This window comes from Streptomyces sp. ME19-01-6, assembly GCF_033793745.1.
Classification (GTDB): domain Bacteria; phylum Actinomycetota; class Actinomycetes; order Streptomycetales; family Streptomycetaceae; genus Streptomyces.
In genome coordinates this window covers 126,758-146,903 of sequence record NZ_JARAXF010000023.1, presented here as the reverse complement: position 1 = coordinate 146,903, position 20,146 = coordinate 126,758, and the positions used below count along the sequence as shown (strand labels likewise).

Sequence of the window (20,146 nt, the reverse complement as noted above, 5' to 3'; positions counted from 1 at the left end):
ACGCCACCAACACCGACCAACGTCAGGTGAACTGGCACTTCACCACCCACGACGCACGCATCAAACTGCGCCACCCCTATCCCAAACATTAGCCGCGACAGTCTACGGGGAGTGTGGGTCAGTACTGTCGGCTGATCTGCCGCGGTGCCGTCAGCGCGAGGAGTTTGTCTGGATTGCGGATGGCGTAGAAGTGGCTGATCTTCCCGTCGACGACGTCGGTCAGGAAGGCACCCTCCAGATGGTCGCCGCGGTAGGCGATAAGCGCGGGCGTGTTGTTGCAGTTCACCACCTCGATCCGGATGTCCGCGCGGAAGATGCCCAGGAGGAGCGCGGCCACCTGCTCCGCGCCCACCACAGGCCGACGCGCCGCGATCACCTTCCCGCCGCCGTCTGCGGTCCAGGTGACGTCCGGCGCGAGCAGCGAGAGCAGCCCCTCCACGTCGCCGGTGGTCACAGCGGACATGAACCGCTCGGTGATCCGCGCGGTCCTGCCGGAGCCCCCCGGCTCGAAGCGCTTGCGCCGCGCCTGTACGTGCTCACGGGCCCGGTGCGCCACCTGGCGCACCGTCACAACCGATTTGCCCACCGCTCCCGCGATCTCGTCGTAGTCGAAGCCGAACACCTCGCGCAGGACGAACACCGCGCGCTCATCGGGGGAGAGCGTTTCGAGCAGCACCAGCATCGCCATCGATACCGACTCGGCAAGCACCACATCCGCCGACGCATCGCGCTCGTCGAGCAGCAGCGGCTCCGGCAGCCACACACCGACGTAGTCCTCGCGGCGGCGCGCGCCGGCCCGCGACGCGTTGAGCGCCTGCCGGGTCACCAGCCGCGCCAGGTACGACTTGGTGTCACGGACGGTCGACAGGTCCACGTCCGCCCACCGGATATAGCTGTCCTGCAGCACGTCGTCGGATTCTGTCGCCGAACCGAGTATTTCGTAGGCGATCGTGAACAGCAGCGGCCGCAACAGGGTGAACCGCTCGGCATGCTCGTCGGCGGTCATGGGGACGGGACCATCCGCGCGGCCCGCGGCCCGCCCTTCTGCCACACGACGGCACCCGGGCTGCGGGCCTCCATGCCGATACCCTTCACCGCCATCCGGCACAGCTCCTCCTTGATCTCCGCGGCCTTCTGCCCGTCGATACAGGTGTCCAAGGGGGTGTCGTCCTCGCGGGCGGGCTGCATCGTGCCGGCGTGCCGGCCCAGGCTGATGCACGATCCCTTGAATGCCTGGTCTATCACCGCTGGTGCTGTTCCCGCGATGCGGCTCAGCACGGTGTTGGCGGCCTGCACTCCGAGCGGTATCGCGGCCTGGCAGCTCATCCGCAGCGGCCGGCCCGACGGCGAGGCGGCGTCCCCCGCCGCGACGATGCGGTCGTCATCGACGCTGACCAGTGTTTCGTCGGTGAGCAGCCGACCGAGTTCGTCGACACGCAACCCGCTGGCCGCCGCCAAGCCCGGCACACCGAAACCGGCCGTCCAGATGGTGAGCGCGCTCTGCCGTACCGCTCCGTCGGCGAGGACGACCGCGTCCTGCCGGACCTCGGCCACCGCGTTGCCCTCCAGCACGGTGACGCCGTGCTCGAACAGCCACGTCGCGACGGATCCGCGGCCAGGTTCGCTGAGTGCCGGAGCCAGGGTTCCGCCGCAGACCAAAGTGACCGTACGTCCCTGTTCGGCGAGTTCCGCGGCGGTCTCGATGCCGGTCAACCCGCCGCCGACCACGGTGACCGCGGCCTCGGTCGGCAGCTCCGCCAGCCTGGTGCGCAGCCGCTGGGCGAACTCGAACTCGGCGACGGAGTAGGCGAATTCGCTCGCGCCCGGCACCGAGGGCGGGACCGCGCCGGTGCTGCCGACCGCGTAGATGACGTGGTCGTAGGCCAGCGCACGGCCGGACGCCAGCTCCACCACGCGGGAGGCGGTGTCGATACGGGTGGCGTTGTCGACCACCAACTGGATGCCGTCGCCGAGCAGCGTGTCGTAGTCGACCGAGGCGTCGTAATCGCCGGCCACGAACTGGTGCAGCCGGATCCGTTCGACGAACTTCGGGCGGGAGTTGACCAGGGTGATGTCGACGTCGGTACGCATACGCAGATGGTTGGCCGCGACGGTTCCCGCGTAGCCGCCGCCGATGACCACGATCTTGTGGGGTGTGCTGTTTGCAATCATGCCCTCAAGACACCGCGGCTCTATTCGACGTGACATGAGGTGGCGCACATCACATATTGAGCCCGCCCCGGGCCGCGATGCGGTCACGGATGCGCGCGGCCATGGCGGAGGTTTCCTCGGGCTCCATGGCCAGCACACCGTTCTCGGCCATCAGCGACGCGAACTGCTGTTGGTAGAGGTGCGTCCGCTCGGCGCCCACGCAGTCCTCCATCGCGAGGGCGACCTCCCGCACCACGTGGAAGTCGGGGTGTCCGGATACGAAGGCGCAGACGAAGCACGGCCCGCGGCGGGCTCTGGTCGTGTACGCCTTCAGGTCCATCGGCTGTCGTTCCGGTGGCATGGCTGGCCCCTTTCTTCCGTGGTCCGGTCAGAGTTCGACCGGGGAGGTGGCCAGATCGAGTTCGACCCAGACTTCCTTGCCCACGGTCCGCTCCCGTACGCCCCAGCGGGTCGCCACTGCGCGGACGATGAGGAGCCCGCGCCCGAATTTGTCGTCGGGGGTGGGATGGCGCGGCCGGGGGAGACGTTCGCCCTTGGCGTCGGAGACGGCGATGCGCAGGACGGTCTTGGTGAGGGTGAGCTGGACGCGGAAGTGACGCCCCGGGACGCCGCCGTGGAGCACGGCGTTGGAGGCCAGCTCGGAGACGATGAGCGCGGCGTCGTCCGCGAGGGCGGGGTGGCCCCAGTGGGCGACCAGCCGCGCGGTGTGGCGGCGGGCGAACGTCACGCTTTTGGGGAACGGGGAGTAGTCGACCCGGTCGTGGTGGACGACCGGGTCGTCGGGGTCGGGGATCCGTGGGTCTTGCGGCGCGAATGCCATCACGCACCTCCAGCGGGCGGGAATTGGCCTGAGCGCGTGAGGGCATGGCGGGTTGCGGCCCGCCGGCTCGCCTCGCTGCGCGATCAATTCATCACGGACCGTAGCGTCTCTCCGGAGATTGTTTCAACCGAGCCCGGGAAATTTGTAACCGGTGTTGCGTGCGCACCGTGCGGAAGCCCACACTGTGCGTGACACAGGGGGGTTGCCACATGACAGAGGCCGTGCAGGAGAACCGCGTCTCAACCGTCCTGGGGCGCAAGCTCGGTGGGGAACTCCTGCGGCTGCGGACCATGGCAGGTCTGACGCAAGGGCAAGCCGCGAAGGCCATCACCGCGTCCACCGGGAAGATCGCCAAGATGGAGAGCGGATGGGTTCCCATGCGCGAGCCGGATATCCGGGTGCTCTGCGAGTTGTACGGCGTGTCCGCCCCGGAGACGGTCGGCGCCCTCCTGGAGTTGGCTCGCATCGACCGCGAGCGCCGCAAGGCCAAGGGATGGTGGAACGACGTCTCCTTCTCCAAGGCCATGAGGGAGTACGTGCCTCTGGAGAACGCCGCTACGGCGATCAAGACATGGCAGGTGTCGTTCATCCCGGGCCTGCTCCAGACCGTGGCCTACGCCCGGTCGTTGCGGCGCTCGACGGTCCCGGACGAGCACCCCGATCAGACCGAGGAGTTCGCGGCCTCAAGGGCCGCGCGCCAGCAGAGGCTTTCCGGGGAAGCGCCGCTCTCCCTCTGGGCGGTCATCCCGGAGGCCGCGCTGCGCATCGCCGGTGCCGAACGAGAGGTGTCGCGGGAGCAGCTGACGAGCCTTCTCGACTGGGGCGAGCGCCCCAACGTCACCATCCAGGTGCTCCCGTTCAGCGCCGGGCTCATCCCAGGGCTCGCGGGCTCCTTCAACGTCATCTCGTTCGCCGAGCTGGGCTCCATGGATGTGGTCTATGTGGAGCTGGCGTTGTCCACGGCATGGGTCGAGGGTGGCGACAGCGCCGCGCAGCACGTAAGACTGTTCGAGGAGACCGCCCGGCGCGCTCTCCCCGAGGCCGAGTCCCGGGCCTTCATCTCGACTCTCGTTAAGGAACTGTGAGCCGTGACAACCTTCGCTTTCCGCAAGTCGAGCTACAGCAACGGAACCGACGAGTGCGTCGAGGTGGCCACCAACCACCCCGACACCGTCGCGATACGCGACTCCAAGCACCCCGAAGGCCCCATACTCCGCGTGGCGCCCGCCGCCTGGGCGGCCTTCCGGGAGGCCGTCGCCGACGGGGTCGTTCAGACCTCCTCGCGCATCAGCCGCAGGTAGACCAGCGAGAACACCGCGCCCACCAGCAGCAACAGCAGCGCCACCGCCGTGCCGTAGCCGATCAGCGACTTGTTGAACGCCTGGTCGTACATGAAAACCGGAAGGGTCTGGCTGCGGTTGCCGGGGCCGCCTCGGGTCATGGCCCAGATCAGGCCGAAGACGGACAGCGTCTGGAGGGTGTTGAGCATCAGGTTCGTGCCGATGGAGCGGCGGATCATCGGCAGGGTGATGTGCCAGAAACGGCGCGGCCCGCTCGCGCCGTCGACCTCCGCCGCCTCGGTGATCTCCTTGGGGATCTCGGAGAGCGCGGCGGAGTAGACGAGCATGGAGAAGGCCGTGCCGCGCCAGACGTTGGCGAAGGAGACGGCGAGGATGGGGAGGGTGTAGAGCCAGTTCTGGGACGGCAGGTGGAGCCAGTCCAGGATGGCGTTGAGGGTGCCCTCGCGGCGGAAGAAGGCGTACAGCAGAAAGCCCGCGACGATCTCGGGCACCACCCACGCCGCGATGACGATCGAGCCGGTGATGGTCCGTACCGGCTTGGAGGCACGCTGCATGGCCATCGCCAGGGCCAGCCCCAGGGTGTTCTGGCCGATCAGCGAGGACAGCAGGGTGAAGACGAGGGTGAGGATGACCGCGTTGCGGAAGTCGTCGTCCTCGAAGGCGCGTTGGAAGTTGTCAAAGCCGACGAAGTCCGTGGTGGCGGCGCCGGTCAGCTGCATGTTGGTGAAGGCGATATAGACGCAGTAGCCGATCGGCCCGCCGAGGAAGAGCAGCAGGAGCACCGTCGCCGGGGCGAGGGGGAGCCAGCGCAGGGGGCGGCGGCGCCTGGGGCGCGCCGGGGCGGCCGGGGCCGCCGCCACCTTGGTCGCGGTCGCCATCAGTCCTTGGCCACCGTGGCGCCGTCGGCGATCGTCTTGAGTTGGTCGCCGTACGACTCGGCTGCCTCGCCGGGTGAGGAGTCACCCGTGGTCACCGACTCCATGGCCTCGCCGATCGCGGAGGAGACCTGGGGGTAGACGGGAAGCGCCGGCCGGTAGTGGGTGTACTTCACCAGGCCGGTGAAGAAGGTGATGCCGGGCATGGACGACAGATAGCGTGGGTCCTTGGCCACGTCGTCGCGGACCGCGATCTGCGCGCCGGTCACGCACCATTCGACGGCGTTCTTCTTGGTCTGGAGCTGTTCGATGAACTTCCAGGCCAGATCGGGGTTCTTGGACTTGGCGGTGATCGCCCAGGTCCAGCCGCCGGACATGCTGACCTTGCCCGGCGCCTGGCCGGCTTGGGTGGGCATGGCCGCCTGGCCGAGGGTCTTGGACCACTCGGGCCACGGCTTGCCGCCGGACTTCAGCCAGTTCTGGCCGAGCCAGGAGCCGTCGAGGTCGATGGCGAGCTTTTCCTCCGGCAGCCATTCGCTGAAGACGGTGGTGCCGACGTTGGGGTCGAGGGCGTCGGAGACGTCGGGGCCGAGCTTCTCGGAGTAGACGGTCTTGATGAAGGTCAGGGCGTCCTCGAACCCCTTGCCGCCGGTGACCCACTTCTTCGCCTTCGGGTCGTAGAGCGGGTTCTCGCCCGTGCCGTACAGCAGCATCTCGAAGCCCTGCATGACGGCGGTCTCGCCGGGGGCCTTGCCGGTGTAGACGTTGAGCGGGGTGACGCCGGGGACCTTCTTCTTGATGGTGCGGGCCGCGGCGAGGATGTCGTCCCAGCTCCCCGGCTGCCAGTCGGCCGGCAGCCCGGCTTTGGCGAAGATCTTCTTGTTGAACCACAGGCCGCGGGTGTCGGTGCCGTCCGGGATGCCGTACGTCTTGCCGTCCTCGGCCTTGGCCGCCGCCTTCGCGGTGTCGACGAACCGGTCCCAGGTCTGCCACTTCTCCAGATAGTCGTCCATGGGGCGCAGATAGCCCGCCTTGATGTCGGAGTTGATCCGGAAGGTGTCCTCGTAGACCAGGTCCGGCGCCGTCTTGGGCGACCGCATCATCTGCTGGACCTTGGTGGCGTAGTCGTTGTCCTGAGCCTGGATCGGGATCAGCTTGACTTTTTTGCCGGGGTTCGCCTTCTCGAACTCTCTCTTCACTCCGGCCAGGAAGTTGTCCTTGAACCTGATCTTGTTGTCGGTGCTGCGGTTGTAGGCGACCTTGACGGTGTCCGGGTCGCTGCCCGAGCCGCCGCCGCAGGCGGTGAGACCTGCGGCGGCGACGAGGGTGACGGCTGTGAGGATCAGTGGGGCGGTGGGGCGCACGGGCACGACCTCCTTGCTGGCCTCTGGGGCTGCGGGCCCGACCGTACGGTCGGGCCCGATGCAAGGTCAATCCCCTTGACCAGGAACGCCCTTGATCGAACGTCAGCGCGGAGGGGCGGCCTGTGCGCCGGCCTTCAGCCGGTGTAGCCCGCCAGCACCTTGGTGAAGTCGTAGGTTCCCTGGTTGATGCCGCTGCACGCGTCCGCGTCCGTGCCGGAGCCGCACGTGCGGTCGCGGTTGAGCGACCAGAAGCTGACCCGGGCCAGGTGGTGGCTCTTGGCGTACGAGACCACGGACTTGAAGTTGCCGAGGGTGACCGTCTCGCCCGCGACATCGGTTTTGCCGTTCATGGAGGAGAAGCCGACCTTGCGGTACGCGGCGTCGGAGGACAGGCCGTACGCGCTCGCGACCGTGTTCTTCAGACCGTCGACCGCCGACTTGGTGGCCGCCGCCATGTCGAGGGAGCCCTGGCCGAAGTCGAACGGCATGACGGCCCAGCCGTCCACGTCCACGCCGGCCGCCGCGCCGCGCTTGATCAGGTCCTTGCCGTTGGCGTCGGGGCCGGTGGTGGTCGTTCCGAAGGTGACGTACACCTTGATGCCGCTGTTCTTCTGCTTGACGATCTTCAGCGCGTCGATCACCCGCTGCCGGACCGTCGCGTGTCCGAACTCGCTCGCCTCGATGTCGATGTCGATCGACTTGAGCTTGTAGGCGTCGATCACCTTCTGGTACGCGCCCGCCAGCGCGGAGGCGGAGGAGCACTTCTCGCCGAGCTTGTTGCCGCTCCAGCCGCCGAAGGACACCGTGACATCGCCGCCGGCGGAGCGTATGGAGTTGATCGTGGACTGGTCGTTGCCGCCGGTGAGCGCGCGGGAGCCGTCCCACTTCGGGTTGCAGCCGCCGTCCGAGAGGATGAAGGCCATCGTGAACTGGGTGGTGCCGGTGGCCGACATCACATCGGTGGCCTTGGGCGGGCTGCCCCAGCCGAGGTAGAGGTACGGGCCGGTCTGGCCGCTGGCGGCGGCCTTCGCGGCAGGGGCGGCCTGGGCGCCGGTGGCGGCGAGGGCCGCCGCGCCGCCGGTGGCTATCAGCGCGCAGGTCGCGGTGAGGGCGAGTCTTCGGGTGCGCTTGGACGTCTTCATGGCGGGGTTGTCCTCCTGAGGGGGGTTGGGGAGGAGGTGGCGGGTTCGCGAGCATATGTGCACCGAACATCCGTCCATACGGGGGTTGCGGCTGTGAACCTAGCGAGCCGTTGCCATGGCGACAAGATGGTGGATAGGAAAGTTTCCTATTGCTTGGTCGGTCAGCCGGCGGTCAGCCAGCGATAGACCAGCTCGGGGCGGCCGACCTGCCCGTACTGCGGGGCCCGCGCCGCGCGCCCCGCGTCGACCAGGTGTTCCAGATAGCGGCGCGCGGTGATCCGTGAGATCCCCACCGCCTCCGCCGTCGCGGCGGCGGAGATCCCGTCCTCGGCGGCGCGCAGCGTGTCCGTCACGGCCTGCAGAGTGGCCGGGGTCAGCCCCTTGGGCAGTTCGGCCGGCTGCGGCGCGCGCAGCGCGGCCAGCGCGCGGTCCACCTCGTCCTGGCCGCTGGCCTCCCCCACGCTCGCGCGGAACTCCGCGTAGCGCAGCAGCCTGTCCCGAAGCGTTGCGAAAGTGAACGGCTTGAGTACGTACTGCACCACCCCGAGCGAGACGCCTTCGCGGACCACCGCCAGGTCGCGGGCCGAGGTCACCGCGATGACATCCGCGGAGTGACCCGTCGCACGCAGCGCCCGGAGCAGCTGCAGACCATGGCCATCGGGCAAATACAGGTCCAGGAGCAACAGATCGGCGGGGGTGCGTTCCAGCTGGCGCTGCGCGTCGCCGCACGTCCGCGCCGCGCCGACGACGGCGAAGCCGGGGACGCGCTCCACGTACATCCGGTGCGCGTCGGCGGCGACCGGGTCGTCCTCGACGACGAAGACCCGTATCGGGGCGGGCCGCGCCGGGGTCCCCGCCTGCGACGGGCTCATCGGGCGGATTCCTCTCTGGGCGCGGGTCCCTCTTGGACGGGTTCCTCTTGGACGGGTTCCTCTCGGGGTGCGGGTACCGCTCGGGCTGGTTCCTCTGGGGAGAGTGCGCCGCGGGAGAATTCGTCCTGGGGGGCTTCCGACAGGGACAGCGCGGGTTCCGTCAGGGGCAGCCGGACCGTGAACTCCGCGCCGCCGTCCGGCGCCCGGGACACCTCCACCGTGCCGGCGTTGCGCCGCGCCGCCTGCCGTACCAGGGCGAGTCCCAGCCCGCGGCCCGCGGACTTGGTGCTCCAGCCGCGCCCGAAGGCCGCCTCCGCCGACGCCGGGTCAAGACCGGCGCCGGTGTCGCTCACGCGCAGCGTCAGCTCGTCGGCGACGGCGCGCGCGGTGACCGTGACGCGGGCGCTGCGGGCCGCGCCGCGGCCGGCGCCTTCGGCGGCGGCGTCCGTGGCGTTGTCGATGAGGTTGCCGAGGATCGTGACCAGGTCGCGGGCCGGGAGGCCGGGCGGGAGCAGCCCGTCGTCGATGCGGCTGTCGGGGGCGAGGACGAGCTCCACGCCGCGCTCGTTGGCCTGGGCGGCCTTGCCCAGCAGCAGGGCGGCCAGCACCGGCTCGGCGACGGACCCCACCACCTGGTCGGTCAGCACCTGGGCCAGCTCCAGCTCGGCGGTGGCGAAGTCGACCGCCTCCTCGGCCCGCCCCAGCTCGATCAGCGAGACGACGGTGTGCAGGCGGTTGGCGGCCTCGTGCGCCTGGGAGCGCAGGGCCTCGGTGAAGCCGCGTACGGAGTCCAACTCGCCCGACAGCGCCTGGAGCTCGGTGTGGTCGCGCAGCGTGACGACCGTGCCGCGCTGTTCTCCGCTGCTGACCGGGGAGGTGTTGACGACCACGACCCGCTCGGCGGTCAGATGCAGCTCGTCCACCCGCGGCTCGGCGGCCAGCAGGGCGCCGGTCAGCGGAGGGGGCAGGCCGAGGTCGGAGACGTACCGGCCGACCGAGTCCTCGGACAGGCCGAGCAGCTCCCGGCCGGCGTCGTTGATCAGCGCGATCCGCCGCCGGCCGTCGAGCATCAGCAGCCCTTCCCGTACGGCGTGCAGCGCGGCCTGGTGGTAGTCGTGCATCCGGCTGAGCTCAGTGGCGTTCATGCCGTGCGTATGGCGGCGCAGCCGGGCGTTGATGACGTACGTGCCGAGGCCGCCGGTCGCCAGGGCGGCGAGCGCGACGCCGAGCAGCGCCAGCATCTGGCTGCGCACCTGCGCGCTGATGGTGTCGACGGTGATGCCCGCGCTGACCAGCGCGACGATCCTGTCTCCGGTCCGCGGGTCGCGCACCGGGGCCACTACGCGCACGGACGCGCCCAGGGTGCCGGTGTACGTCTCGTCGAAGATCCGGCCGTGCAGCGCGGGCCCGGTGTTGCCGAGGAACTTCTCCCCTATGCGCTTCGGGTCGGGGTGGGTCCAGCGGATTCCCCGCGTGTTCATGATGGTGACGAAGGCGACACCGGTGTCGTGGCGCACCTGCTCGGCGTACGGCTGGAGCCGGGCGGAGGGGTCGTCGGACCGTACGGCCTCGGCGACCGCGGGGGAGTCGGCGACGGCGGTCGCGGCGGCGGTGGCCTGGCGGCGCGCGGACTCCTCCGCCTGGCTTCGGCCGGTGACGTACGAGAAGACGGCGCACCCGGCCACCACGGCGGCGACCAGGACGACCTGCATCGCGAAGAGCTGGCCTGCCAGGCTCCGGGGGCGGGGGATGCGCATGCCACTCAGTGTGCACATGGCCGTTTCGTGAACGAAATGAACGGAAGGGTGACCGCCGTCACAGGTGAGGTGCATAGTCCTCGGGACCGTCCAGGGCGAAGTGCGAGCCGCACGACGTACCAGCCGGGACAGCTGGACGGCAGACCAGAAGGAGGCAGCATCGTGGCTGCGAAGACCCCGCCGCCCGTGGGCAAGGATGCCGGGCCGGTGAAGAAGGACCGGATTCACTACCTCTACATCGCGGTGATCGCCGCGGTCGGGCTCGGCATCTTGGTGGGCTTCGTCGCCCCCGACACCGCTGTGGAGCTCAAGCCGATCGGCACCGGCTTTGTGAATCTCATCAAGATGATGATCTCGCCGGTCATCTTCTGCACGATCGTGCTCGGCGTCGGCTCGGTGCGGAAGGCCGCGAAGGTCGGCAAGGTCGGTGGCCTGGCACTCGGCTACTTCCTGCTGATGTCGACCGTCGCGCTCGCCATCGGCCTGGTCGTCGGCAACATCATCGAGCCGGGCAGCGGGCTGCACCTGACCCATGAGGCGGCACAGGCCGGGCAGGGCCAGGCGGAGGGCGCCCACGAGTCCACCACGGACTTCCTGCTCGGGATCATCCCGACCACCATCGTCTCCGCCTTCACCGTGCCCGAGGTGCTCCAGACCCTGCTGGTCGCGCTGCTGATCGGCTTCGCGCTTCAGGCCATGGGCAAGAGCGGCGAGCCGGTGCTGCGCGGGATCGGCCACATACAGCGGCTGGTGTTCCGCGTGCTGTCCATGATCATGTGGGCGGCGCCGGTGGGTGCCTTCGGTGCGATAGCGGCGGTGGTCGGCGAGACGGGCGTGGACGCTCTGAAGTCGCTCGCCGTCATCATGATCGGCTTCTACATCACCTGTGCGCTGTTCGTGTTCCTCGTGCTCGGCACGGTCCTGCGGCTGGTCGCGGGTGTGAGCATCTTCGCGCTGCTGAAGTACCTGGCACGCGAGTTCCTGCTGATCGTGTCGACCTCGTCGTCGGAGTCCGCGCTGCCGCGCCTGATCGCCAAGATGGAGCACGCGGGCGTCAGCCAGCCCGTTGTGGGCATCACCGTGCCGACCGGCTACTCCTTCAATCTGGACGGCACCGCGATCTACCTGACCATGTCCTCGCTGTTCATCGCCGAGGCCATGGACAACCCGCTGTCGATCGGCGAGCAGATCTCCCTGCTGGCCTTCATGATCATCGCCTCGAAGGGTGCGGCCGGTGTCACCGGCGCGGGCATGGCCACGCTGGCCGGCGGGCTCCAGTCGCACCGGCCGGACCTGGTGGACGGCGTCGGCCTGATCGTCGGCATCGACCGCTTCATGAGCGAGGCGCGCGCCCTCACCAACTTCGCGGGCAACGCGGTCGCGACCGTCCTGGTCGGCACGTGGACCAAGGAGATCGACAAGGAGCGCATGCAGGAGGTGCTCGCCGGGCGGCTGCCGTTCGACGAGACGACGCTCATCGACGAGACGTCCCACGGGTACGGTGGGGACGACGCGGACGACGACGCGAGCCCGGCGGTGCTGGAGAAGCGTGGCGGCGGTTCGGACACGGCGAGGGAGCACGCGCCCCTCTGACCCGCCCCGCCCGCGCGGCACGCGTCGCGCGCACGGCCACCGCGGCCCTGCCCTCCTGAATCGGGGCAGGGCCGCGCCCGTTCAACCCCTGCCCGAGAACCCCGCGGGCAAGTGCACGACTCCCGTGGCCGTCTCCGCGTGGACCCCCGGGACGAAGGGAAGGAACGGAGCGACCAACAGGGCGACCCCCATGACCGCCGTGGCGATCCGCCCCCAAAGAGGCATGAGCCCACTTCCTTTCCTGTTCTTTCGTTCTGTGGCGACCTTCGCCGCCTCGTGACGCACTCACCCCCGCGGAGGACGTACGGTCCACTTCAGCCGTCCAGCGGTTGTTCGGCAGCCCCGTAGCCGCACGAAACAAAGGGAGTAGCGTCTGGGCCGGACCAGGCCGTCGAGAAGCGAGGGCCGTCCAGGTGGGGTGGGGGGTGGATCATGGGCCGCAGGGAGAGCCCGCTGGATCCGAGCGCGGGCCCGGTCCAGCGTTTCGCGTACGAGCTGCGCAAGCTGCGCAGCGAGGCGGGCGGACCGACCTACCGGGCGATGGCGCAGCGGGTGCCGTACTCGGTCACCACGCTGTCCCGGGCCGCCGCGGGGGACCAACTCCCCTCGCTGCCGGTCACCCTCGCGTACGTCGGGGCGTGTGGGGGCGACCCGGCCGACTGGGAGGCGCGCTGGCGCGAGGCGGCGGACGAGACGACCGGCCTCCCGGCCGAGAACGATGACGCCACCCCGCCCTACCGCGGACTGGCCCGCTTCGAGCCGGGCGACCACGAGCGGTTTTTCGGTCGGGACCAACTTGTTTCGGACTTAGTGGAGTTGGTGCGCGAGAGGCGGTTCGCCGCCGTCTTCGGCCCCTCGGGCAGCGGTAAGTCCTCACTGCTGCGGGCCGGTCTCATCCCAGCCCTGCGCGACGACACCGCGGCGCCGTTGCCGCGCCCGTCCTTGATCCGCGTCCTCACCCCCGGCGGCAGCCCGCTCCGCACCCACGCCGACGCGCTCGGCCCGAAGAGCGGGGACGGGGACACCTGGCTGGTGGTCGACCAGTTCGAGGAAGTCTTCACCCTCTGCCAGGACCCGGCGGAGCGCGCCGGATTCATCGAACGGCTGCTGTCCGCCCAGGACGAGGACAGTCGGCTGCGCGTGGTCATCGGCGTACGGGCGGACTTCCTCGGCCGCTGCGCCGAACACCGGGAGCTGACGGCCGCGCTGCGCGGCGCCACGCTGCTGGTCGGGCCGATGGGACGGGCGGAGCTGCGGGAGGCGATCGTCAAGCCGGCCGCGGCCGAAGGGCTGATCGTCGAGCGGGCGCTGACCGCCAGGGTCGTGGAGGAGGTCGTCGACGAGCCCGGCGGCCTGCCCCTGATGTCCCACGCCCTGCTGGAGACCTGGCGCCGCCGCCGCAGCCGGGCGCTGACGGAGGAGGCGTACGAGGCCGCGGGCGGCGTGCACGGGGCGATCGCCCTGACCGCGGAGCGGGTGTACGAGGAGCTGAGCGAGCGGCAGGCGGAGGCCGCCCGGCGGATCATGCTCCGGCTGATCACCCCGGGGGAGGGGGCACAGGACACCCGGCGCCCGGTGGACCGGGAGGAGCTGGGGCTGGGCCCTGACACACCCCCCGGCTCCGGCTCCGGCCCTGACACCGACTCCGGCGATACGGCGCCCGGCTCCGGCGATTCCGCGCCCGACACCGCGCTCGTACTGGAACGCCTGGTGCGGGCGCGGCTGGTGACCCTCGACGAGGGCACGGTCGACCTCGCCCATGAGGCGCTGATCACGGCCTGGCCGCGGCTGCGCGGCTGGATCGACGAGGACCGCCAGCGGCTGCGTACCCACCGCAAGCTGACCGAGGCCGCCCGGACCTGGGAGGAGCTGGGGCGGGATCCCGGCGCGCTCTACCGGGGCGCGCGGCTGGTGGAGGCGCGCGAGGCGTTCGACGGGCCCGACGCCTCGGCCGAACTCACCGGCGCGGAGCGCGACTTCCTGGCCGCCAGCCGGGCCGCGGGCACACGGGAGCGCCGACGGGTGCGCACGTTCCTGGGTGCGGTGGCGGTGCTGGTCGTGCTGGCGCTGGTGGCCGGGCTGGTCGCGTGGCAGCAGAACCGGGCGGGGGAGCAGCGGCGGGCGGAGGCCGTGTCCCGGCGGATCGCGGCCGTCGCGGACGGGAACATGCGGTACGCGGACCCGTTGACGGCGATGCGGCTGAGCGCGGCGGCGTGGCGGATCAGCCACACGGCTGAGGCCAAGGCGGCACTGTTGGGGGCGATGACCCGGCCCGAGCGGGACTCCTTCACCCCGCCTCCGGCCAAGTTCGACGAGGAAATTCAGCTGAGCGCCGACGGCCGGACGATGGTCGGCAGCGTCGACGGCAGGCTCACTGCGTGGGATGTCGTCTCCCACAAGGCGATCGGGTCGCTGCGGGTGCCGGTGGAGATGCCGATAGTCAGCCTCGATCCGACGGGGCGGCGGGTCCTGGTATCCGAGGGCGACAGCTGGCGGGAGCGGGACTTGGCCACCGGAAAGCCGCTCGGCCCGCCAGTGGGGACCGAGTATCTAACCGCAGAGTACGGCCCCAGCGGACGCACCGCCGTGCTGGCGGGGGATGGGGCGGTGGGACTGTGGGACCTGCGGCAGCGGCGCCTGGTGTTCAAGCGTGCCGCCGGAGACGGCGCTGAGCCGAGCGTCAGCGCCGACGACCGGTTGTTCGCGTTCTGCGCGGCGGACAGGTCTTTCCAGGTGTGGGATGTGCCCCGCGGCCGCAGGCTGCGCACGTTTCCCTCGGCCGCCGTGTCGCGGCTGATCTGCGGCCGCATCGATCGCAACGGCAACACCACAACCCTTGAGTTCGGGTTCACTCCCGACAGCCGCAGCCTCGTCGTCGACGACGAGAACTCCGTGCGGAGATGGGATCTGAGGTCCGGGAAGAAGCTGCCCCCCATCGAACACCAAGGCTTCCTGGAGGCCGAGTTCAGCCGGGACGGACGGTTCCTGGTCACGTCCGACGACCGGGAGATCCTGGTGTGGCGGGTTGCCTCACCCGACGAGCCCGTCTACCGGTACGCACTGACGGACGGTAGCGCCGACACGCTGCGAGTGGACACGGATCGGGGGGTGATCCGCTACCTCAAGGGCAGCGGGGCGGTGCGGACGATCGCGGTGGACCACGTTTTCGAGCCTGTCGGCCTGAGGAAGACGACGATGGCCGCGTTCCGCCCAGACGGACGGTTGGTCGCCACGGCCCGCACCGCGGGAAGGTACGAACGATTCGAGCTCAGGCGCACCGGCGGCGGGCCGTCCGCCGTGGTGAACCTGCCGCCCGTCGACTGCCTGACCGACGAGCGCGGGGTGATGATGAACGGGGTGTCATGCGACGTGCTCATGGCGTTCAGCGGTGACGGCCGGACTTTCGCCTATGGCGTCAGCGTACGGAACGGCGATGACGAGGCACTGGCGGCCCCGGAACGGATCAGGATCTGGGACGTGGGCGACACGGGCCGGGAACGCGAGAGAACGGCCCTCGTCATCGCGCCCAAGGGCACCCGCAAAAAGGGCGCCGACGCGATCGCGCTGGCCCCGGACGGGGAGTCGCTGTATGCCCTGCGGCAGGACCCCACGGTCATGGAACGCTGGGGGATGCGGAGCGGGAAGCGAGAAGGGGCATCGAAGCCGCAAGAGATCGGCGGTTGGTACTCGGTGGGGGCCATGCCCGGCACCCTGGCGGTACGACCCGACGGGAAGATGCTGGCCACCGCGTTCGGTGGGGGGTTCGCCCTACCGTCGCTCCGCCAGGTCGGCAGAGACTTGGGCGAGGAAGTCCAGCTCGCCTACAGCCCCGCCGGCGACCGGCTGGCGACCGGCGATTCCACGGGCCAGGTAAGCGTCTGGGACGGCGGCGCCAAGCGTCGGACAGCCGTCATCTCCGAGAACTTCGCGGTCGCGGAGGGAGCCCCGGCGGAGTCTGTGACCGCGCTGGCCTACTCGCCCGACGGCCGGATCCTGGCGGTGGCGGGCCAGTTCGGCACCGTGCGGCTGTGGGACACCGCGTCCAGCCGCCCGCTGGGGTCCGCGCTGCCGACGGCGAGCGACGCCGTCCAGGCCCTCGTCTTCAGCGAGGACGGCAGGACCCTGCTGGTCGCGGGCGCACACGTGCCGCTCCAGAAGTTCGCCATCGACCCCGAGCGCGTCACCGCCGCCGTCTGCGAGCGCGCGGGCGGTGGCCTGTCCCGCGCGGACTGGAAGACATACATCCCGGAAGTCCCGTACCGCGAGGTGTGCTGAGCGGTACGGGTACCGATACCGCGGTACCGGCAGGCAACAGAGATCCCGCGCCTCCCCCCGTGGAAGGCGCGGGCGCATAAGGGCGCTGATATCAGCGAGACTTCAGCGAGAATTAAGCGCTTACTGAAATCCGTACGGAAATGCCGATGCGCGAGCGCGTCAGCGTTCGCCGTCCACGGCGAGCCGCAGTTGCTCCGGGAGTGCGGTCCATTCTGGGCCTTCGTTCTGGGGCTTGACCCAGGCGACGTTTCCGCCGGTGTCGATATAGGCGACGCGGCCGATGGCCTCGCGCTCGATGTCGTACACGAGGTCGCCTATCCGAGGAAGGGTGCGAGACTGTCCCGTAGCCGTCATGAGCTGCCCTTTCGCCATAGCGCTGCCTGCCGGCGCGCGTCTAGCCGCCTCGGCCTTGTAGCCGGCCGCCCCGAGAAATCCCACTGCGAGGAGTCCGGCGGCCAGGGCCCGGTTGTACCGGCCGCTCGGTCGCCGCGGTCCGGTCGGTCTGGCGGTCGTCGATGCGCGGATCAAGCCCCCCATGCCGCCCCCGTTGTCTGGGTCGAGAGGGCTCCCCGTTACCGCGGGCTCCCCATCCGGCGGGGTCTGCGCCGGACGTGAGCGTGGGTGCGCTGCGGCGCCCTCATTGCCCGTAGCGTGCAATGGGGAGCTGATGTCTCGCTGATGCGGCGCTGACCTGTCCCTGTGGGTAGGCTGCGAGATGGCCGCAGGGAATCTCAGGTACCGACGGGGGAAACGCGTGCACGGGACCGAGTTTCGTCTGCTGGGCCCCGTCGGGATATGGCAGGGCGAGCTGGGACTCGGCCCGACCGCCGCTCAGCAGCGATCCGTCCTGGCGATGTTGTTGCTGGAGCCCGGGCGAGTGGTCTCCGTGGACCGGCTGGTGATGGCCGTCTGGGGAGAGGACCCGCCGGGGTCGGCGCGCAACGCCGTGCAGGTCCAGATATCGAAACTGCGCAGGATCCTGGCCGCGCTGCCCGACACCGAGCTGTCCACCTCCGCGCAAGGCTACTGCCTCACCATCGACCAGGAGCGGGTGGACCTGCACCGTTTCCGGGAGTTGGTGCGCGAGGCGCGGACGGTCGGCGACGGCCCGGCCGGTGAGCTGCTGCACGCGGCGCTCCAGCTGTGGCGCGGGCCCGCGCTCGCGGATGTAGCGGGCGGCTGGCTGCCCGAGACGGTGGGGGTGGGCCTCGAGGAGGAGCGGCGCGCGGTGGTGGAGGAGTGTGCCGCGATCGATCTGCGCTCGGGGCGGCACCAGGAAGCGACCGCCGTGCTGTCTCCTCTGGTGGCGGAGCACCCGCTGCGGGAGCGGTCGGTGGGCCTGCTGATGGAGGCGCTGAGCCGGAGCGGCCGCCGGGCCGACGCGCTCGCGCTCTTCCGCAGCACGCGGCAGCGGTACGTCGACGAGCTGGGCATCGAGCCGGGGGACGACCTGCAGCGGCGGCACCAGCAGGTGCTGGAGGCGCAGTCGGCGGGAGCGGGCCGGGCGGGAGCGGGTTCGGCGGTCGCGGATCCGGCGGCGGTTGCGGGCCCAGAGGCTGTGCCCCCGGCGGCGGCTGCCGCCCCCACGCCTGCCGCCCCCACGCCTGCCGCCCCCACGCCCGCCGCCTCCACGCCTGCCGCCTGGGAGGACGCCTCCCCCGCGCCGTCCCCAGAGCCGTCCCCAGCGCCCCCCGCCGAGTCCCCGCCGCCCCCCTCCGAGTCCCCACCGGCCGCCGGGGTCGCCGTACCGCAGCAACTCCCAGCCGATGTCGTCCACTTCACCGGGCGGGAGCGGGAGCTGGCCGGGCTGGACACGCTGCTGCGGCCGGCGCCCGGGACCGGGGCCGGACGGGTGCCCACCGGGGCGATGATCTCCGTGATCGCGGGCAGTGGCGGTCTCGGCAAGACCACTCTCGCCGTGCACTGGGCCCACCGGGTCCGCGACCGCTTCCCCGACGGCCAGCTGTATGTGAACCTCCGCGGCTTCGGCCCGACCGGCTCGGCGATGACGCCCTCCGAGGCGGTGCGTGGCTTTCTGGACGCATTCCAGGTGCCCGCGCACCGGATACCGGCCACTGTCGAGGCCCAGACGGCCCTGTACCGGAGCCTGTTGGCGGGCCGTCGGGTGCTGATCCTGTTGGACAACGCCCGTGACGCCGACCAGGTGCGCCCTCTGCTGCCCGGGGCGCCCGGCTGTCTGGTGCTGCTGACCAGCCGTAACGAGCTCACCGGCCTGGTCGTGGCGGAGCAGGCCCAGCCGCTGCCGCTGGATCTGCTCGACCGTGCCGAGGCGCGCGAACTGTTCGCCCGCAGGCTGGGCTCCGAGCGGGTGGCGGCCGAGCCGGAGGCGGTGGAGGACGTCATCACGGTGTGTGCGGGGCTGCCGCTCGCGCTGGCCATCGTCGCCGCCCGCGCGGCCACGCACCCCGGCTTCTCCCTCGAAGCCCTCGCCCGCGAGCTGCACGACGCCCGCGGCAGCCTGGACGCGTTCGACGGCGGTGACGCCACCACCGACGTCCGGGCGGTGTTCTCGTGGTCGTACCACACGCTCGGCGCCGACGCCGCCCGGCTGTTCCGGCTGCTGGGCGTGCACCCCGGCCCGGACATCTCGGCCGCCGCCGCGGGCGGCCTGGTGGGGCTGTCCGTACCGCAGGCCCGGCGGCTGTTGCTCCAGCTGACCCGGGCCCATCTGCTCACCGAGCGCAGCCCCGGCCAGTACGCGCTGCACGACCTGCTGCGCGCCTACGCCACGGAGCTGGCCGAGGCGTACGACTCCGAGCCCGACCGTCGCGCCGCGCTGCACCGCACGCTGGACCACTATCTGCACACCGCCGTCGCCGCCGGCCGGGTGTTCACCCCGCAGCGCACGCCCCTCACTCTCCCCGCCGCGCAGCCCGGCGTCTGCACCGAGTCGTTCGCGGATTACGGCGAGGCGCTGACCTGGTTCACCGTTGAACACCCCGTGCTGGTGGCCGCGCAGCAGCAGGCCGCGGAGAGCGGATTCGAGACGCACGCCTGGCAGCTGGCCTGGTCGCTCGCCGAGTTCCTGGACCAGCTCGGACACTGGCACGACCAGGGCGTCGTACACGCCGTGGCGCTGGACGCGGCGCAGCGTACGGACAACCTGGCCGGGCAGGCCCACGCCCACCACGGCCTCGGCCTCGCCGATCTGCGCATGGCCTGCTACGACCGGGCCCGCGACCACCTGATGCGCGCTCTTGACCTGCACGGCAAGACCGGCAACCCGGCCGGCCAGGCGCTCATCCACGTCGCGCTCAACCTGGCGGGCGAGCGGCAGGGCCGTCACGAGGAGGGGCTGTACCACGCGCAGCGCACCCTTGAGCTGTACCGCGAGGTCGGCCAGCGCAGCGGGGAGGCGTACGCGCTGAACAACGTCGGCTGGGCGTACGCCATGGTCGGCGAGTACCAGCAGACCCTGATCCACTGCGAGAAGGCGCTGCGGATGCTGCAACAGGCGCACGACGGGCGGGGCGCCTCCGCCGCCTGGGACAGCCTCGGCTACGCCCACCACCGGCTCGGCGACCACGAGCAGGCCATCGTCTGCTATCGGAACGCCGTGGAGCTGCGCCGCGAGCGCGGCGAGCGGGTCAGGGCGGCGGAGACCATGTACCGCCTGGGCAGCGCCCAGCTGGCGGCCGGCGACGTCCCCGGCGCCCGGGACACCTGGCAGCAGGCGCTGACCATGTTCGACGCCCTCGGCCACCCGGACGCCGGCCGGGTCCGCGAGGAACTCGGCCGGCTCGGGTGACCTTCGGGCCGGGCGCCCGGTGGTCCGGGATCCGGTGCCCTAGCAGCACTTACTGACGGGGGCCGCGCTCGCCGTCGTCGCTGCGACGCCGGACGCCGTGACGAGGCCGCCCGCGATGAGCGCGATGGAGAGCGCCCGCAACAGCCGCTGTTTCATGTGGTCCTCCTGAGTTCCGCCTTCGCTTGGCCGTATGGAAGCGAGTACAG

General features: G+C 70.8%; 15 protein-coding genes. 5 read left to right on the top strand and 10 right to left on the bottom strand.

Annotated features, from left to right (window positions below):
- Positions 1–118 precede the first annotated feature (118 nt).
- The 4 genes from sigJ to PV419_RS37245 are packed head-to-tail and all read right to left on the bottom strand — an operon-like array spanning position 119 to position 2,992.
- Positions 119–1,006 (bottom strand): RNA polymerase sigma factor SigJ, encoded by an 888-nt coding sequence (gene sigJ / locus PV419_RS37260; protein ID WP_319696564.1) that lies wholly within the window; start codon positions 1,004–1,006, stop codon positions 119–121.
- On the bottom strand, positions 1,003–2,172 hold the full coding sequence (locus PV419_RS37255) for an NAD(P)/FAD-dependent oxidoreductase (protein ID WP_319696563.1): 1,170 nt from the start codon (positions 2,170–2,172) through the stop codon (positions 1,003–1,005). Before PV419_RS37255 ends, sigJ begins: the two co-directional genes overlap by 4 nt.
- A 49-nt stretch (positions 2,173–2,221) precedes the next feature.
- Positions 2,222–2,512, bottom strand: a complete 291-nt coding sequence (locus PV419_RS37250; protein ID WP_319696562.1) for a hypothetical protein — start codon at positions 2,510–2,512, stop codon at positions 2,222–2,224.
- Between the two features lie 27 nt (positions 2,513–2,539).
- Positions 2,540–2,992, bottom strand: coding sequence for an ATP-binding protein (locus tag PV419_RS37245; protein ID WP_319696561.1), 453 nt, complete (start codon positions 2,990–2,992; stop codon positions 2,540–2,542).
- A gap of 209 nt (positions 2,993–3,201) precedes the next feature.
- Between PV419_RS37245 and PV419_RS37240 the strand changes: the two genes are divergently transcribed.
- Both PV419_RS37240 and PV419_RS37235 read left to right on the top strand, forming a co-directional pair.
- Positions 3,202–4,077 carry a helix-turn-helix transcriptional regulator gene (locus PV419_RS37240; RefSeq protein WP_319696560.1) on the top strand — a complete coding sequence of 292 codons (876 nt, stop codon included), beginning with the start codon at positions 3,202–3,204 and terminating at the stop codon, positions 4,075–4,077.
- Positions 4,078–4,080: 3 nt separating this feature from the next.
- Positions 4,081–4,293 (top strand): DUF397 domain-containing protein, encoded by a 213-nt coding sequence (locus PV419_RS37235; protein WP_319696558.1) that lies wholly within the window; start codon positions 4,081–4,083, stop codon positions 4,291–4,293.
- Here PV419_RS37235 and PV419_RS37230 read toward each other — a convergent pair.
- The 5 genes from PV419_RS37230 to PV419_RS37210 form a co-directional block, all read right to left on the bottom strand.
- Positions 4,263–5,171, bottom strand: a complete 909-nt coding sequence (locus tag PV419_RS37230; RefSeq protein WP_319696556.1) for a sugar ABC transporter permease — start codon at positions 5,169–5,171, stop codon at positions 4,263–4,265. The genes PV419_RS37235 and PV419_RS37230 overlap by 31 nt on opposite strands.
- Entirely contained in the window at positions 5,171–6,532 is a 1,362-nt protein-coding gene (locus tag PV419_RS37225; RefSeq protein WP_319696555.1) for an extracellular solute-binding protein, read from the bottom strand. The genes PV419_RS37230 and PV419_RS37225 overlap by 1 nt, the downstream gene beginning before the upstream one ends.
- 134 nt (positions 6,533–6,666) lie before the next feature.
- Complete coding sequence (locus PV419_RS37220; protein WP_319696554.1) at positions 6,667–7,674, bottom strand: chitinase; 1,008 nt, start codon at positions 7,672–7,674, stop codon at positions 6,667–6,669.
- A 161-nt stretch (positions 7,675–7,835) separates the two neighbouring features.
- A complete protein-coding gene (locus PV419_RS37215; RefSeq protein WP_319696553.1) occupies positions 7,836–8,546 on the bottom strand; it encodes a response regulator in 711 nt (236 codons plus the stop codon).
- Positions 8,543–10,303, bottom strand: coding sequence for a sensor histidine kinase (locus tag PV419_RS37210; RefSeq protein ID WP_319696551.1), 1,761 nt, complete (start codon positions 10,301–10,303; stop codon positions 8,543–8,545). Before PV419_RS37210 ends, PV419_RS37215 begins: the two co-directional genes overlap by 4 nt.
- A 162-nt stretch (positions 10,304–10,465) precedes the next feature.
- Between PV419_RS37210 and PV419_RS37205 the strand changes: the two genes are divergently transcribed.
- Complete coding sequence (locus PV419_RS37205; RefSeq protein ID WP_319696550.1) at positions 10,466–11,896, top strand: cation:dicarboxylate symporter family transporter; 1,431 nt, start codon at positions 10,466–10,468, stop codon at positions 11,894–11,896.
- A gap of 432 nt (positions 11,897–12,328) precedes the next feature.
- Positions 12,329–16,171 carry a hypothetical protein gene (locus PV419_RS37200; protein ID WP_319696548.1) on the top strand — a complete coding sequence of 1,281 codons (3,843 nt, stop codon included), beginning with the start codon at positions 12,329–12,331 and terminating at the stop codon, positions 16,169–16,171.
- A gap of 159 nt (positions 16,172–16,330) precedes the next feature.
- On the opposite strand, the gene PV419_RS37195 is transcribed toward PV419_RS37200, so the two are convergent.
- Positions 16,331–16,477 (bottom strand): hypothetical protein, encoded by a 147-nt coding sequence (locus tag PV419_RS37195; RefSeq protein ID WP_319696547.1) that lies wholly within the window; start codon positions 16,475–16,477, stop codon positions 16,331–16,333.
- A 448-nt stretch (positions 16,478–16,925) separates the two neighbouring features.
- Here PV419_RS37195 and PV419_RS37190 point away from each other — a divergent pair, with 448 nt between their 5' ends.
- The gene (locus tag PV419_RS37190) at positions 16,926–19,940 is read left to right on the top strand and encodes an AfsR/SARP family transcriptional regulator (RefSeq protein ID WP_319696545.1); all 3,015 of its coding nucleotides are present in this window, start codon (positions 16,926–16,928) and stop codon (positions 19,938–19,940) included.
- Positions 19,941–20,146: the final 206 nt, after the last annotated feature.

Bases quoted from the DNA above. Each gene is read 5' to 3' on its own strand.
- PV419_RS37250 (WP_319696562.1), bottom strand. From the start codon at position 2,512: ATGCCACCGGAACGACAGCCGATGGACCTGAAGGCGTACACGACCAGA.
- PV419_RS37255 (WP_319696563.1), bottom strand. From the start codon at position 2,172: ATGATTGCAAACAGCACACCCCACAAGATCGTGGTCATCGGCGGCGGC.
- PV419_RS37220 (WP_319696554.1), bottom strand. From the start codon at position 7,674: ATGAAGACGTCCAAGCGCACCCGAAGACTCGCCCTCACCGCGACCTGC.
- PV419_RS37210 (WP_319696551.1), bottom strand. From the start codon at position 10,303: ATGCGCATCCCCCGCCCCCGGAGCCTGGCAGGCCAGCTCTTCGCGATG.
- PV419_RS37230 (WP_319696556.1), bottom strand. From the start codon at position 5,171: ATGGCGACCGCGACCAAGGTGGCGGCGGCCCCGGCCGCCCCGGCGCGC.
- PV419_RS37200 (WP_319696548.1), top strand. From the start codon at position 12,329: ATGGGCCGCAGGGAGAGCCCGCTGGATCCGAGCGCGGGCCCGGTCCAG.
- PV419_RS37240 (WP_319696560.1), top strand. From the start codon at position 3,202: ATGACAGAGGCCGTGCAGGAGAACCGCGTCTCAACCGTCCTGGGGCGC.
- PV419_RS37215 (WP_319696553.1), bottom strand. From the start codon at position 8,546: ATGAGCCCGTCGCAGGCGGGGACCCCGGCGCGGCCCGCCCCGATACGG.
- PV419_RS37245 (WP_319696561.1), bottom strand. From the start codon at position 2,992: ATGGCATTCGCGCCGCAAGACCCACGGATCCCCGACCCCGACGACCCG.
- sigJ (WP_319696564.1), bottom strand. From the start codon at position 1,006: ATGACCGCCGACGAGCATGCCGAGCGGTTCACCCTGTTGCGGCCGCTG.